12 protein-coding genes are annotated in these 14,190 nt (G+C 32.5%); 3 read left to right on the forward strand and 9 right to left on the reverse strand.

Annotated elements, in window-relative coordinates; all coding sequences use genetic code 11:
* Positions 1 to 3 precede the first annotated feature (3 nt).
* Together ABG79_RS04675 and ABG79_RS04680 are read left to right on the forward strand one after the other, a co-directional pair.
* A complete protein-coding gene (locus ABG79_RS04675) occupies positions 4 to 957 on the forward strand; it encodes an SLAC1 anion channel family protein (protein ID WP_057977654.1) in 954 nt (317 codons plus the stop codon).
* Between the two features lie 104 nt (positions 958 to 1,061).
* Positions 1,062 to 2,114 (forward strand): GerMN domain-containing protein, encoded by a 1,053-nt coding sequence (locus ABG79_RS04680; RefSeq protein ID WP_242859310.1) that lies wholly within the window; start codon positions 1,062 to 1,064, stop codon positions 2,112 to 2,114.
* Positions 2,115 to 2,153: 39 nt separating this feature from the next.
* Here ABG79_RS04680 and ABG79_RS04685 read toward each other — a convergent pair whose 3' ends face one another.
* Entirely contained in the window at positions 2,154 to 3,272 is a 1,119-nt protein-coding gene (locus ABG79_RS04685; protein WP_057977658.1) for a DUF362 domain-containing protein, read from the reverse strand.
* Between the two features lie 281 nt (positions 3,273 to 3,553).
* Here ABG79_RS04685 and ABG79_RS04690 point away from each other — a divergent pair, with 281 nt between their 5' ends.
* A complete protein-coding gene (locus ABG79_RS04690; protein WP_057977660.1) occupies positions 3,554 to 4,909 on the forward strand; it encodes an amino acid permease in 1,356 nt (451 codons plus the stop codon).
* 114 nt (positions 4,910 to 5,023) lie between these two features.
* On the opposite strand, the gene ABG79_RS04695 is transcribed toward ABG79_RS04690, so the two are convergent.
* The 8 genes from ABG79_RS04695 to ABG79_RS04730 all read right to left on the reverse strand — a co-directional run bounded on the left by ABG79_RS04695 (position 5,024) and on the right by ABG79_RS04730 (position 13,841).
* A complete protein-coding gene (locus tag ABG79_RS04695; protein ID WP_057977663.1) occupies positions 5,024 to 5,539 on the reverse strand; it encodes a ferritin in 516 nt (171 codons plus the stop codon).
* A gap of 109 nt (positions 5,540 to 5,648) precedes the next feature.
* Entirely contained in the window at positions 5,649 to 7,076 is a 1,428-nt protein-coding gene (locus ABG79_RS04700) for a carbon starvation CstA family protein (RefSeq protein ID WP_057977665.1), read from the reverse strand.
* A 122-nt stretch (positions 7,077 to 7,198) separates the two neighbouring features.
* Complete coding sequence (locus ABG79_RS04705; protein ID WP_057977667.1) at positions 7,199 to 7,966, reverse strand: LytR/AlgR family response regulator transcription factor; 768 nt, start codon at positions 7,964 to 7,966, stop codon at positions 7,199 to 7,201.
* The gene (locus tag ABG79_RS04710; RefSeq protein ID WP_057977669.1) at positions 7,938 to 9,587 is read right to left on the reverse strand and encodes a LytS/YhcK type 5TM receptor domain-containing protein; all 1,650 of its coding nucleotides are present in this window, start codon (positions 9,585 to 9,587) and stop codon (positions 7,938 to 7,940) included. The genes ABG79_RS04705 and ABG79_RS04710 overlap by 29 nt, the downstream gene beginning before the upstream one ends.
* 91 nt (positions 9,588 to 9,678) lie before the next feature.
* Positions 9,679 to 11,313 carry a carbon starvation CstA family protein gene (locus ABG79_RS04715; RefSeq protein WP_057977671.1) on the reverse strand — a complete coding sequence of 545 codons (1,635 nt, stop codon included), beginning with the start codon at positions 11,311 to 11,313 and terminating at the stop codon, positions 9,679 to 9,681.
* A 14-nt stretch (positions 11,314 to 11,327) separates the two neighbouring features.
* Positions 11,328 to 11,828 (reverse strand): DUF8052 family protein, encoded by a 501-nt coding sequence (locus ABG79_RS04720; RefSeq protein WP_057977673.1) that lies wholly within the window; start codon positions 11,826 to 11,828, stop codon positions 11,328 to 11,330.
* Between the two features lie 226 nt (positions 11,829 to 12,054).
* Positions 12,055 to 12,864, reverse strand: coding sequence for an ATP-dependent sacrificial sulfur transferase LarE (gene larE, locus ABG79_RS04725; protein WP_057977675.1), 810 nt, complete (start codon positions 12,862 to 12,864; stop codon positions 12,055 to 12,057).
* A gap of 32 nt (positions 12,865 to 12,896) precedes the next feature.
* On the reverse strand, positions 12,897 to 13,841 hold the full coding sequence (locus ABG79_RS04730; protein WP_057977676.1) for an ATP-binding protein: 945 nt from the start codon (positions 13,839 to 13,841) through the stop codon (positions 12,897 to 12,899).
* Positions 13,842 to 14,190: the final 349 nt, after the last annotated feature.

Here is a 14,190-nt window from a genome sequence, read left to right on the forward strand (position 1 = left end):
TCAATGAAGGATTCGCGAATTAAGAATTTTCCAATCTCATTTTTCTCAGTCATTATGGGTTTAGCTGGATATACTATCGCTACACAAAAAACGGAATCACTTTTTAATTTATTTAAACTAAGCAATTATATTGCTTATACTAATTTAACTCTTTTTATTATAATATCTGCTCTATATATTATAAAAACAGCAGTTTTCTCTAATGAAGTGAAATATGATTTAAATCATCCGGTAAAAATGGCATTTGTTCCAACCATCTCAATAGCAATGCTATTATTGAGCATTAGTTTTTTAGAGATAAGTTCAAATATATCACGAGTATTATTTTTTATTGGAGCACCATTACATTTAATATTATCATTAATAACCATCACAAAGTGGATTCAACATCCAAAATTTCAAATTCAGCATTTTAATCCAGCATGGTTTGTTCCAATACTCGGAAATTTATTAGTTCCTATTGCAGGTGTTAAATTTATAAATAAAGAAATATTATGGTTTTTCTTTAGTATAGGCATTGTTTTTTGGGTGCCATTCCTCTCTATCCTTCTGTATAGAGTAATTTTTCACAATAATTTATCCGAAAAATTAATGCCAACATTGTTCATTTTGTTAGCCCCTCCATCTGTTGCTTTTGTTTCTTATATGAAGCTTGTTGAGAACATCGATAATTTTGCTAAGGTATTATATTCATTTGCTTTGTTTACTTTATTACTGATTGTATTCCAATACAACTTATTCACTAAAATCAAGTTTTATTTATCGTGGTGGGCTTATATTTTCCCTCTATCGTCATTTTCAATAGCATCCTACTTAGTCTTTAGTAAAACTAAATTTGTTTTCTATAAATACACTTTCATCATTATTTTTATAGTAGTTTCTGTTCTTACTATAATTATTGCGATTAAGACTTTAAGGGCAATTTTCAATAAAGAAATATGCATTGAAGAGGAATAAGTTGCTTAACGGCAACTTATTTTTTTATGGACTTATTAATCAAAAAGTGTCATAATAAAATTAAGAAGATGTAAAAGCAAAGATGTAAACTCTACAAAGAAAGGGTGATTTGTTTGAAAAAATTATTTATAGTGATTATGGTCTTTCTATTGCTTATATCATGTGTAAAAAATATACCTACACCTAATCAAAATAACACCCCAAATACTACACAAAAAAAATATACATTAAAAGATTATTACCCTTTCATATCTGATAGAAGGATGAAGTATCAAGGTATAGGAAATGAATATGCCGAGAAGGATGTTTATGTGGATTTTATAAATGACAATAGAATCCAACTTAGAGTTTTAAATCCAGGCACTATATTAGCACAAGTTTTGGAGATAAAAGATGGTGAACTTAGACTTATTAAGTCCCAAGAAGAATTTTATTACAGAGACTATTTAATTGATTCACAAAACTCTAGCCCAGAAATATTATTAAAGGAACCCTTAGAGAAGGGGACAGCTTGGAATACGCCTGAAGGCAAAAGATATATTTCAGAAGTTAACAAGAAAATTTCTACTCCCTCAGGAGAATACGAAGCATTAGAAGTTACTACAGAAGGTAAGGATTATAAAACTTACGACTACTATGTTTTAAATATTGGTCTTGTAAAAACTGTTTTTGAATCTGGTGAAAACAAAATAGAAACAAATCTTGAAAAGATTGAAACTGGCGTTCCAGTAATACATTCTTTAAGGGTTTATTATCCAGACTTCTTAAACGAGAGAATTATCTTTAAAGAGGAAAAAATATCGTATAAAACAAATGAAACTTTTAAAGATAAGTTAGAAACTTTATTAAAGAATACTCCTGATGATAAGTTGAGCAAAATATTAGGTTCAAACTCAAAAATAAACAACGTTTATCTAAATGTCGAGGAAAACAAGGTTTATATCGACCTATCTAAAGAATTTATAAGTGATATGAATGCTGGTTCTTCCTTAGAATCAATGATACTTCAAAGCCTGGTTAACACCCTTGGAAGCTACTATAGTGTTGAAAAAGTTTTTATTTCACTTGATGGTAAACCATATGAATCAGGTCATATCGCGATTAAAGAAGGAGAATTCTTTAAAGTAGACTATAAAAACACAGTTGAAATAAAGTAAATTAAAATAGCCAATGAAAATTCATTGGCTATTTTTTGTTCATATTTTTATAAGCTCATATTCCAAACTTCCAAGTCCAATTTCTTCTCCGTGTCTTAGAGCAGCTCTCCAATCTGTTTTATGATAAATACTTGTAAATTTATCATCATGTCCATCTACATGAACATGTTCAACTTCATCAAGAACGCAACCATGAAGTGCTGGAGCGTTATTTACCATATCAGCACATGCCTTATCCAGCGCAACAGGGTCAAAGGATGCTGCAATTCCAAGATTAGGAATCAATGGCATGTCGTTGTTTGACCAGCAGTCGCAATTTGGAGATACATCCATTATAAAGTTTATATGGAAATGTGGTTTGTCTTTTAATACTGCGTATGTATATTCTGCAATCTTTTCACTCGCAATAACTGCTGCCTCATCCCATTTAACCTGTGCCGCATCATATTGACATACTGCAACACATTGTCCGCATCCAACACATTTTTCATAATCTATAGTAGCTTTTCTATTATCATTTAAAGTAATGGCAAAATGTGCACAGCTTCGAACGCATAATCCACACCCAACGCAATTTTTAATTTTTATAATAGGCTTTGAAGAAGAGTGCATAAACAGTTTTCCGCCTCTTGAGCCTGAACCCATTCCAATGTTTTTTAAAGCACCGCCAAATCCAGTCATTTCGTGCCCCTTGAAGTGATTCATCGAAATAATAATATCTGCATCAGCAATTGCAGAACCTATTTTGGCTGATTTAGTATGCTTCAAATCTACTTCAATTTCTCTATATTCTGTTCCCTTTAAACCATCTGCAATAATTATTTGGCATCCTACTGTTAGTGGATTGTATCCATTTTCATATGCTGCATCAAGATGGTCAACAGCATTATGCCTTCTTCCAGTATAAAGAGTATTTGCATCGGTTAAGAATGGTTTACCACCAAGCTGTTTAATAAGTCTGACTATTCTTGCTGCATAGTTTGGTCTTATATACGCAAGATTTCCAGGTTCACCAAAATGAATCTTTATAGCTACGTATTGATTTTTAAAATCGATTTTTTCAATTCCAGCAGTTTTAACTAGTTTTTCAAGCTTATCAAGCATATTGTTGCCTGGTTTGGTTCTTAAGTCTGTAAAGTATACTTTTGATTTTGCCATTTCTACCCCTCCATTTATTTATGATGACACTCATTTTTATTATACCAAATTTTATCTAAAAATACCTGATTTACTTAATTATTTATAAATAAATAACCTATTATTTTATAATTATTCATTATTTTCTGTATATTTAAACTACTTAACTTAATTTTAACATAATAAAAATGTATAATTATGAATTTTTGTATTGACATTCTCTGAAATTGTTGTATATTTATTAATATACATTTTTGAAGCAAATGCCCGGGCAAACAATTATAGCATACGAGGTGAATTAAATGGAGAACAACAACACTAATTTAAAAAGAGAACTCGGACTTGCTGCTGCTACCGCAATAGTTGTTGGTAATATGATAGGTTCCGGAATCTTCATGGCACCACAGGGACTTGCAGCTGCATCAAATCCTAAAGCAACAGTAATTGCATGGTTAATAACAGCAATTGGCTCAATGTTTTTAGCACTAAGTTTTGCTAAAATGGGCGCAAAGATGCCAAAAACTGGTGGACCAATTGTTTACACAAAGGCTGCATTTGGTCAATTTGCAGCATTCCTAATAGCTTGGACATACTGGGTTGGCTCATGGGTAGGTAATGCCGCGATAATTACAGCCTTCATGAATTATTTATCCTATTTCTTCCCAGTGTTTGGAGAAAACAGAGCTTTAGCATTTGTCACTTCTTCAGCAATTTTGTGGGTATTAACATATATTAATTATAAGGGCGTAAAGGAAGCTGGAATTGTAAGTATAGTTACTACAGTTCTAAAAATAGTTCCATTAATTGTTTTTGCAATAATTGCTTTATTACATTTTAATCCTACTTACTTTACAACAGTATCTTCAAGTGAAGTTGCAGGTATGTCTACTATACCAGCAGCTATAGCAATAACACTATGGTCATTTGTTGGACTTGAATGCGCAACTATTCCAGCAGGAGAAATAAAAGACCCTGAGAGAAATATAAAGCTCAGCACAATTTATGGAACTTTAATCACTGCTGCAATATATATTCTAATAAGCGTTCTTGCAATTGGTGCAATGCCACAGGGTGAGCTTGCAAATTCTAATGCGCCACTTGCTGACATAATTAATTTTGCTACAGGTGGAACCTGGGGAGGAACGTTTATTGCGCTTGGTGCTGTAATATCAACCTTAGGTGCTACTTCAGGCTGGATACTAGTTACTGCAAGAAGTTCATTTGCTGCCGCAGAGGACAAGATGTTCCCAGCGATTTTTGCAAAGGTGCATCCAAAGTATAACACGCCTTCAGCATCGCTTTTAATAAGCGGTATCGCAGCTAATATACTTCTTGTTATGAATTATGTTTCAAGTTTGACGGCTGCTTTTAATTTCATGTTGCTTCTTGCAACTCTTGCATTCTTGCCAGCATATTCTTTTACTGCTGCAGCAGAAATGCTTCTTTTAAGAAATAAATCAGAAAACTTTAACCTCTGGAACTTTATCAAAAGTTCATTTATTGCACTTCTTGCCTTTGCATATTCAATCTATGCAATTTACGGAACTGGTGCAGAAGTTGTAATGTATGGATTCATTCTAATGCTTATAGGAATCCCATTCTATGTATATCAAAGGATTCAAAACAAGTCAAATATGGATATAAGCGATAAAATTTAAAATAAAACTAAGCCCCATGAAGATTTGACAGGCATTTTAACGTCTAATAAAGATTTTTAGAAATGCCATTCTAAATCATTCTTGGGGCCTTTTTATACATTATTCAGTATTTAGTCATGCATTAGTATTAACTGGAGGAGTAAATACTCTTTGTGCAAGTTCTGCATCAAGCATGTATATACCATTAGGGTCATCTTTAATTCTCTCAAGCTTTTTAATTATCTTGTTAAATGTCGCTTCTTCTTCAGTTTGCTCGTCGACAAACCATTTCAAAAAGCTGACTGTTGCATGTTCCTTTTCTTCCATAGCTATGTTCATTAAATTGTATATCCTAGCAGTTACTTTATGCTCATGCTCCAATGCTTTCTTAAATACATCTAAAATTGAATCGTATTCATTTTCTGGAGTAGGAATTCCTTCTACTTTAATTCTTCCATTCTTCTCTGCAATATATGTATAGAATTTTGATGCATGGAATCTTTCTTCTTGCTCTTGAACCTTAAAGAAATTAGCAAATCCCTCTAAATCTTGTTCTTCAAAATATGCAGCCATTGCAATATATATATGTGCTGAATAAAGTTCAAAATTGTATTGGTCGTTTAGTGCATTTATAAGTCTTTCTGATACCATTATATCATCTCCTTTCATTGTCTTTTTATATATTTTATCACTTTTTCCATATAAATCAACTAATAAATATTGAAGCTGCCTTATATTAAGACAGCTTCACTTAAATTTTTTATGCAGTTTCTTCTAACTTAATAGTAGTTGCAAATTTCTTTCCCTGAGTCATAAATATTGCAAATAGAGCTGCTGCAATTACTATACCAGCCATATTTGAAATAGATGATGCAAGCTTAAATCCTTCCTTTGCTTGAAGAATGTAGCTTGAACTTACATACGACATAAATGTTGCTGGAACTGTAGCAACCCAGTGATTTTTACCCTTCTTAACAAGATAAACAGCAGCTGCCCAGAGTGTAACCATTGCAAGAGTTTGGTTTGCCCATGCAAAGTATCTCCAGATTATATCAAAGTTAATAAATGTTAATGCTATACCTACTGCAAATAAAGGAGCAGCAAGCATCAATCTCTTTGATACTTTTTCTTGCTTAAAGTTTATCATATCAGCAATCATAAGTCTTGCACCTCTGAATGCTGTATCTCCTGAAGTTATTGGACATGCGATAACACCAAGCATAGCAAGAACTCCACCTATTGGTCCTAACAATGTCTTTGTTATTTCAAGAACAGCACCGCTTGGACCAACTTTTCCTAATGTTGCTGCAAGCCCTTGAACGTCACCATAGAATGCCATACCTGCTGCAGCCCAAACCATAGCTATTATACCTTCTGCTATCATTGAACCGTAGAATACTTTTCTTCCTTCTTTTTCATTAACCATACATCTTGCCATAAGTGGTGATTGAGTAGCATGGAAACCTGAAATTGCACCACAAGCTATTGTTATAAACATCATTGGGAAAAGAGGTAAGTTTTTAGGATGCATATTAACTAGTTGAATTTCTGGAATATGGTATCCATTTAATACAAGTCCTCCACCCACTCCAATTGCCATTACTACAAGCGCAATACCAAAAATAGGGTATAATCTTCCAATTATTACATCTATTGGCAAGATGGTTGCAAGGAAATAATAAACGAATACTGTAACAACCCAGAAGGTTAATGTCATATAATCAGGAGTTATTGCTGCAAGTAGTTTTGCAGGGCCTGTAACGAATACAACACCTACAAGAACTAAAAGAACGACTGTAAATATTCTCATTACGTTTTGAATTTTCTTTCCAAGATATACACCTTGGATTTCAGATAAGCTTGCACCCTTGTGTCTGATTGAAATCATTCCTGATAAGTAGTCATGGACTGCTCCAGCAAATATGCTTCCTAAAGCAATCCATAAAAATGCTGCAGGTCCAAATAGAGCACCCTGAATGGCACCAAATATTGGTCCCAAACCTGCAATGTTAAGTAGCTGAATTAAGAAAACCTTCCATGTAGGCATTGGAACATAGTCAACACCGTCCTGCATTGTAAAAGCTGGTGTTTTTCTGTTTTCATCAATACCAAAAAGTTTTTCAATGTAATTTCCATAGATAAAATAACCTAAAATAAGAACAGCGATTCCGCCTAAAAATGATAACATAGAACCCCTCCTATTTTTTAATCATAAATTAATGATAGCACTCATAAAATATTCTGACTATTTTCGAGGGGTAATATGTCAAAAAATGAACTTAACATGCTAAATTTTGTGCCTAAAAAGCATTAAATGTTTAGTGCCTCTTTTAATTCTTTTACCCTTGATCTGCTTACCTGAAGCTCTGATTTTTGAATATCATCCATTGTGATTTTATATGTTCCATTAAACCATGGATAGATCTCCTTTATTTTATTCAAATTGACGATGAAACTTCTGTGTATTCTAAAAAATCCCGTCTTTTCTTCCAATTCATTCAGATTATAATTAGTCAAATAGCTAATGTCTTTAGTTTTAACGTAGGTCTCCTCATCTTCTATAAAGCAATAATATATATCTTCTAAATCTACTAACAAAGTTTTCCCTTTATACTCACATGCGATTTTCTTTACTTTAGCAGGCATATTAATCTTACTAATGATTTTTTCAATTTTTCTAGCTACATCTGATTCGCTCTTTTTTCTATCAAAAACATGCTCTTTTATGCGTAATATAGTCTTTTCTATTCTCTTTTCATTATAGGGCTTTAATATATAATCGATAGCTCCTAGTTCAAATGCATTTAAAGCAAAATCCTCATGAGCTGTAATAAAAACAAGATGAATATCTTTTTCAAGTTTTAATATCTCCTTAGCTAAATCTAACCCACCCATGTTAGGCATGTTGATATCTAAGAAAATGACATCGATATCATTCTTAATCATCCAATCAAGTGCAGATTTTCCATCATAAAATTCTTTTATTATATCCATGCATTCATATTCTTGCAGTATATACTTCAATTCCAAAATTGCTGGAATCTCATCTTCAACTATTATGCATCGTATATTGCTCATGCTGAACCTCCTTAGGTATAGTAAAGCTTACTATGGTTCCTTTTCCATATTCTGAGATTATTTCAAATTTTGATGAATTTCCATAGATTAATTTAATTCTTTCTCTGACGTTAGATAAACCTATCCCCTTATTTTCCTTCATTAATCTTTTTAACTTTATCTCATCTATACCAACGCCTGAGTCTGAAACTTCAAAATTTAACCTATCTCCAATTTCACAAACCTTAATAATTATTTCTCCACCATCCGATTTAGTTGTTAATCCATGTTTAATAGCATTTTCAACTATAGGTTGTAGAATAAAATGTGGGATATAATAATCAAGTATGCTATCGTCTATTCTATATTCAATATTAATTCTATCACCGAATCTTGCTTTCTCTATGTTTAGGTATGCTTCGATGAGTTCTATTTCTTTAGAGAGAGGCACGAATTCTTCAGTTTTTAATGTTCCTCTAAAATAATTTGACAAATCTAATATTAAGTCCTTTGCCTTCATAGGATTAATTCTACAGAATGAAGCAATTGTATTTAAAGCATTGAATAAGAAATGAGGGTGAATCTGCGCCCTTAGAGCTTTAAGCTCTGATACAACTGCCATCTCCGCTTTTTTATTTAATTTGTGAATCTCAAGTTGAACAGATAATAGTTCAGCAAGCTCCCTAATAAAATCCATAAAATGTCTATCAATTTCATCTAGTGTATCAACTTCTATTCCTAAAAATCCTTCTAATTCACTGTTTGTGTAAAGCGGTATAGTGTAAAAATATTGTTCCTTTTTTGTTTTCTTTGCTGAAATTATTTTCTCTGCTGGATTTTGCAAGTATTCAATAAAATCTTCATAAAGAATTTGTTCGTCAATTTTTTCTCCTAAATATTTAAGAACCTTTTTTCTATTTCCAATAATTACTCCCTTGAATTCTCCTGTTTTTTGAATTATCTCAGCCACATTTTGTGCTGTGTTTTCATCTAGCCCTTTTCTCAAATAAACCGATGTTTGTTTTGCTATATTTAATGATTTTAGAGCATAGGACGCTCCAATTTCGTTATACTGTTTTATTACATTTTTTATAATATCGATAAAAATTGCAACACCAAATGAGTTGATTATTATCATTGGAAATGCTATTTCCCTTTCAAGTTCTAATGCCTGACTATACGGCTTTGATACAAGCAGAATAATTCCCATTTGAATAAATTCGGCAATTACCCCTGATATAAATCCAACAAAGGGAGACAAATCACCTTTTTTACTTCTAAAAAATGCTCCAGTCAAGCCTTCCATAATTGTCGATATCCCACATGCTAACGCAGTATATCCGCCTAACAAATATCTATGTCCACCAGCTATTAAACCTACTGCACTTCCAACTAAAGGACCTCCAATATAACCTGCAACGATTGCACCTATTGGTCTTATATTAGCTATTGCTCCACCCTCCATCCTTATTCCAAGATAAGTTCCTAATATAGAAAAGGCACTAAAAAATATTATAAGTATTAACTTATCGCTAACATCAAACCGCCTTTTATATATCTTTTTAAATAATGGCGTATGGGTGAACATATATGCAACTAAAGCAACTATAGACATTCTTTCAAACAGCGTTAAGAATAGCACAGCTATACCTCCAAACTTAAAAATCTAAGTTTATTATAACATACATAATAAAATAAAAAAGGGCTAGCAATTAATGCTAGCTCCAATTTACTTAAGCCTTTATATCTTTAGATGACTTCTTAGTTTTCAGGACATTGTATGTTTCAAAAATCAATACTACTGCTAAAATGAATAGAATTGCTGCTACAACTACAAGCACAAAATTCTTTGCTATAAAATAGTTCTTCATTAATACAACCAATGCAGTTAGTGTGACTGCAAACATAAATATCATTGGAAGCAGTGTTACTAAAATATTCTTACCAAGTCTTAATAACCATGCTGTTAGTGCAAGCAATGCCAAAGCCGCAAGCATTTGATTAGCTGAACCAAATATTGGCCATATCTTTTGATAACCATAGAGAAGCAATAGCCCCGAAGCTACAATTGTCGCGATTGTTGCAGTATACATATTCGTCCAGACTGAACCCTTTCCAGCTACTGATTCAAATAATTCCTGGAATATATACCTTCCAAGTCTTGTAGCTGTGTCAAGACTTGTTAGTGCAAAAGCTGTAAACGCCAAAATTATGAATACCTTTCCAAATTCAAGTGGGATACCAAAACTACTCATAAAAGTTGCTACACCGCTAGCAAATATAACTGCAGGCGTCCCTTCTGCCTTAGATACATAAGCTATTGATATTAGAGCCACTATTGCTACCATACTTTCAATTAGCATAGCACCATATCCTACTAACTTTGCATCTTCTTCTTTATCTATTTGTTTAGCTGAAGTTCCTGAACTCACAAGTGAATGGAAACCTGAAATAGCACCACATGCTACTGTTACAAATAAAATTGGGAACAAATATTGAGCCCCAGCCTTTGTCGTGACTGTAAATCCCTTAAACGCCGAAAGTTGTAATGTTGGATGCATTACAAATATACCTAATAGACCTCCAAGAAGCATTGCATATAACATGAATGAATTTAAATAATCTCTCGGTTGAAGTAGTAGCCAAACTGGTAGTGTTGATGCAAGGAAGATGTAGATTAATAAGATTGCATACCACGCATTTTTAGAAAGTGCAACAAATGGGAATTTATATCCTATCCATACTGCAAGGAATAGTAAAGTTACTCCTACAACTGTTGACACAGCCAAGCCATAATTCTTTCTATAAACCATAAATCCAAATGTAACAGCAAGTATCATAAATAACATTGATGAAGTTGCTGCAGCAGGTCCAGATTGATACCCTTGAACCTGAGGGTTATATGCGAATGCAGAAGCAACAATATCTGTAAATGCAGCAACTATAAGCACAAGAGTCAACCATGCAAAAATGTTGAAGAGCAGTTTTCCTTTGCGTCCTACGTTAGCTTCAATTATTTCTCCAATTGATTTACCTTCGTGTCGAATCGATGCCAAAAGTGAACCAAAGTCATGGACACCCCCTACAAAAATTCCACCTATAATAATCCAAAGATAAACTGGTAGCCAACCAAATATAGCAGCTTGAATAGGTCCTGCTATAGGTCCTGCCCCTGCAATTGATGCAAAATGGTGCCCTAATAAAACCTTTGAGTTGGCTGGAACATAGTCAATTCCGTCGTATTTTGTGTGGGATGGAGTTTGTCTTTTAGGGTCAATACCCCACTGCTTTGCCAGGTATCCTCCGTATAGAGTATAAGCGGCAAAAAATAGGATTGCGCCAATAATAACAAGCCAGAGTGAATTCATAAAAAATCCCCCTTTTATTTATTTGGTGTTTCAAACACCTTTTTAACCCCTTTACCCGCTTTGTTTGTGTAAACTCTCATATTAACTAGGTCAACGAGCAATAATCTAATTTCACTCCAACCATGTAAATAAAACATATAGCTCTTATTATACTTAAATTTTTCAACAAATTGCTGGATTGCTTGATTAGATTTTTCGGTCAATATTACTCCTGTAATCGCAGTAGACATATGATAACGATTCGGCTTTATCAGAAGATTGGAAATTCGTATCAGTTCTTTTGTAAAATGCTCAACTTCAACTAAATCCCAATTATTTGCTTGTTTTATAAATATAAATTCATTATTCTCATATCTATCGATAACATCTTTTTTAGTTAAAAAGGTTCTTTGATTTATTACTCTATATTTTGCAAACAAATCACAATTAAACCCTGATAGTTCCACATTTTTTTCTATATCAAAATGCTTTTCAAGAATTTTTTCAATGTTAGAAAGATAATTTTGTATCTCCATAACAATGACCTCTCATTAGTATTAATATTAATAATAATTTCTATATATTCTATTTATTTCCTTCTGCAAAAAAATTAAATTTTTATTAAGTTTACTTAAAACCATTGTTTAATAATTAACTCTTTTTAAATTTATTGAAGTTAATTGGCATGTCATTATCAGTTGTTTAAACAAAAAAACCAGGAGAAAATTATGGCTATCAAATTTTCTCCTGGTTTTTTATTTATTAATTTATTATTTTTTCATTCATGCTGCCTGTTCTGTATCCATGCACATCCAAAGTTACATAGGTAAATCCAATTTCTTTAAATTTGTCTCCAACAAAATCTAAAATCTCAACATTAAAGAATCTTTCCCTTTCCTGTGCTGCTACTTCTATCCTTGCAATTTCACCATGATGTCTGACCCTTACCTGTTTAAAGCCTAAATCCAAAAGTATTTGCTCCGCCTTTTCAACCATTTTAAGTTTTTCTTCTGTAATTTCATGCCCATAAGGAAATCTTGAAGATAAGCATGCAAAGGATGGCTTATTCCATGTCGGCAAATTCATTCTTCTGGATAATTCCCTAATATCTTCTTTAGTTAGTTGTGCCTCTTTAATTGGACTTACTACATTTAATTCTTTTGCAGCCTTCATACCTGGTCTATAATCATTTAAATCATCAAAGTTTGACCCATCGGCAACATATTTAATGCCATACTCTTTAGCAACATCATATATCTTTGAGAATAGTTCCCTTTTGCAATAATAACATCTATCAATAGGGTTCTTTGAAAATCCTTCAATTTCTAACTCCTCAGATACAATAACTATATGTTTAACACCAAATTGCTCTGCATACTTTTTTGCCTCATTGAATTCCCTTTCAGGATATGTCGATGAAGTTGCTGTTACTGCAATTACATTTTCTCCAAGAACATCATGTGCAACCTTCAGCAAAAATGTGCTGTCAACCCCTCCGGAATAGGCAACTGCAACGCTGCCTAATTCACTTAATATGTTTTTTAATTTCTCAAACTTTTGTTCTAAAGTCATTTTTTATCCTCCTGTCTAAAATAAATACTCATTCATGCTTTATATATTGTTAAAATAAATTCTTCCCCATACTCTTCGAGTAGCGGTTCTTTTGCTCCTGCCTCCTTCATTTTCTTAAGTATCATTGGTATTCCTCTCCCTAATTGGTCTATATATCTCATGTTTTCCATATACTTAACAAGGAAAGGATTTCGTGAATAGGAAACTCCAATTTTCATCTTATCTATTGTTACAGTATTTGGAAGTCTTCCAGGACTTCTAAACTCAATACGGTCGTCAAACATAAATACCCTTATTTTTGAACCGCTGATACTGTAATTTCTGTGCACAAGAGAGTTTACAATGGCTTCCCTCATAACAATCATAGGGTATTCTTCTTTATCCTCTCTTTTCAAGCCATTTATTACAGATGGAACAAGCATATTGTTTTTTATAACAATCATCAATTGTTCAGCAATATCTTGAATTCTTCCAGTTATTATCTTTTTATCAATTAGTTCATCAGTAATTTCATTGCCTTTAAAATGAGCAAAACTTACTCCATTCTGCGGAAGATGTTTTTCAGGATTTTTTCCAAATATAAGTAGTCCACCAACAGTGCAAAGTTTTCTCCCATCAACATCCTTAAGTATGTCAGCATTAATAAGTATTCTCTCCACAGATTCTGAAGGCTCATCAAACAAATCAAATGTATTATACTTCATAAAATAATCCCTAATAATATCAATGTTTAAATCTTTTATGGAAGTTCCTTCAACAGGAGAAATATCAAAATGAAAACTTCCGCTTGCTTCAAATAACCTCAACAATTCCTCTTTTGTTGCAATCCTCTTTGTGCTTCCTACCCGAATGTAATATTTATGATCAGAAGTATAGTATGGCTTATTAAGTCCTTTTGCTTTTATTTCTTCTTCTTTGAATTCAATATATGAATTCTCTCCATTTTGTATTATCTCCTTTATTTCGTCTGTTGTCATATCAACCCTCCCATTAACAATATTGCATTAAGATGCTTTTCACAATTAATTTTTCATATGATCAGTAAAATTTCTTCAACAATAGTATTATAATTTCCTTTTCTTTATTTTGCTAATAATTAGCCCTGAATTCAAAAATATCTGTCATTCTAGTCCAGTTTTTATATTAATATTATAGCATAATAAAACTTCTGTATATATGTCTAATTCCAGATATATCATTCTTTTTAATGTTTTTGAAATCAAATAAAAAAAAATCCCGCAGCAAATATAGATTTCTCTTTCATTTGCTACGGGATTTTGGTTCAAAGTTTGTCTTATAAAGTGAAGTTTATTATCATGGATTAGA

This window comes from Caloramator mitchellensis (assembly GCF_001440545.1).
Lineage (GTDB): Bacteria > Bacillota > Clostridia > Clostridiales > Caloramatoraceae > Caloramator > Caloramator mitchellensis.

What these genes read in the sequence shown, in the direction of transcription:
- ABG79_RS04675 (WP_057977654.1), top strand. Translation starts at nt 4, where the DNA reads ATGAAGGATTCGCGAATTAAGAATTTTCCAATCTCATTTTTCTCAGTC.
- ABG79_RS04685 (WP_057977658.1), bottom strand. Translation starts at nt 3,272, where the DNA reads ATGGCAAAATCAAAAGTATACTTTACAGACTTAAGAACCAAACCAGGC.
- ABG79_RS04690 (WP_057977660.1), top strand. Translation starts at nt 3,554, where the DNA reads ATGGAGAACAACAACACTAATTTAAAAAGAGAACTCGGACTTGCTGCT.
- ABG79_RS04695 (WP_057977663.1), bottom strand. Translation starts at nt 5,539, where the DNA reads ATGGTATCAGAAAGACTTATAAATGCACTAAACGACCAATACAATTTT.
- ABG79_RS04700 (WP_057977665.1), bottom strand. Translation starts at nt 7,076, where the DNA reads ATGTTATCATTTTTAGGCGGAATCGCTGTTCTTATTTTAGGTTATTTT.
- ABG79_RS04705 (WP_057977667.1), bottom strand. Translation starts at nt 7,966, where the DNA reads ATGAGCAATATACGATGCATAATAGTTGAAGATGAGATTCCAGCAATT.
- ABG79_RS04715 (WP_057977671.1), bottom strand. Translation starts at nt 11,313, where the DNA reads ATGAATTCACTCTGGCTTGTTATTATTGGCGCAATCCTATTTTTTGCC.
- ABG79_RS04720 (WP_057977673.1), bottom strand. Translation starts at nt 11,828, where the DNA reads ATGGAGATACAAAATTATCTTTCTAACATTGAAAAAATTCTTGAAAAG.
- larE (WP_057977675.1), bottom strand. Translation starts at nt 12,864, where the DNA reads ATGACTTTAGAACAAAAGTTTGAGAAATTAAAAAACATATTAAGTGAA.
- ABG79_RS04730 (WP_057977676.1), bottom strand. Translation starts at nt 13,841, where the DNA reads ATGACAACAGACGAAATAAAGGAGATAATACAAAATGGAGAGAATTCA.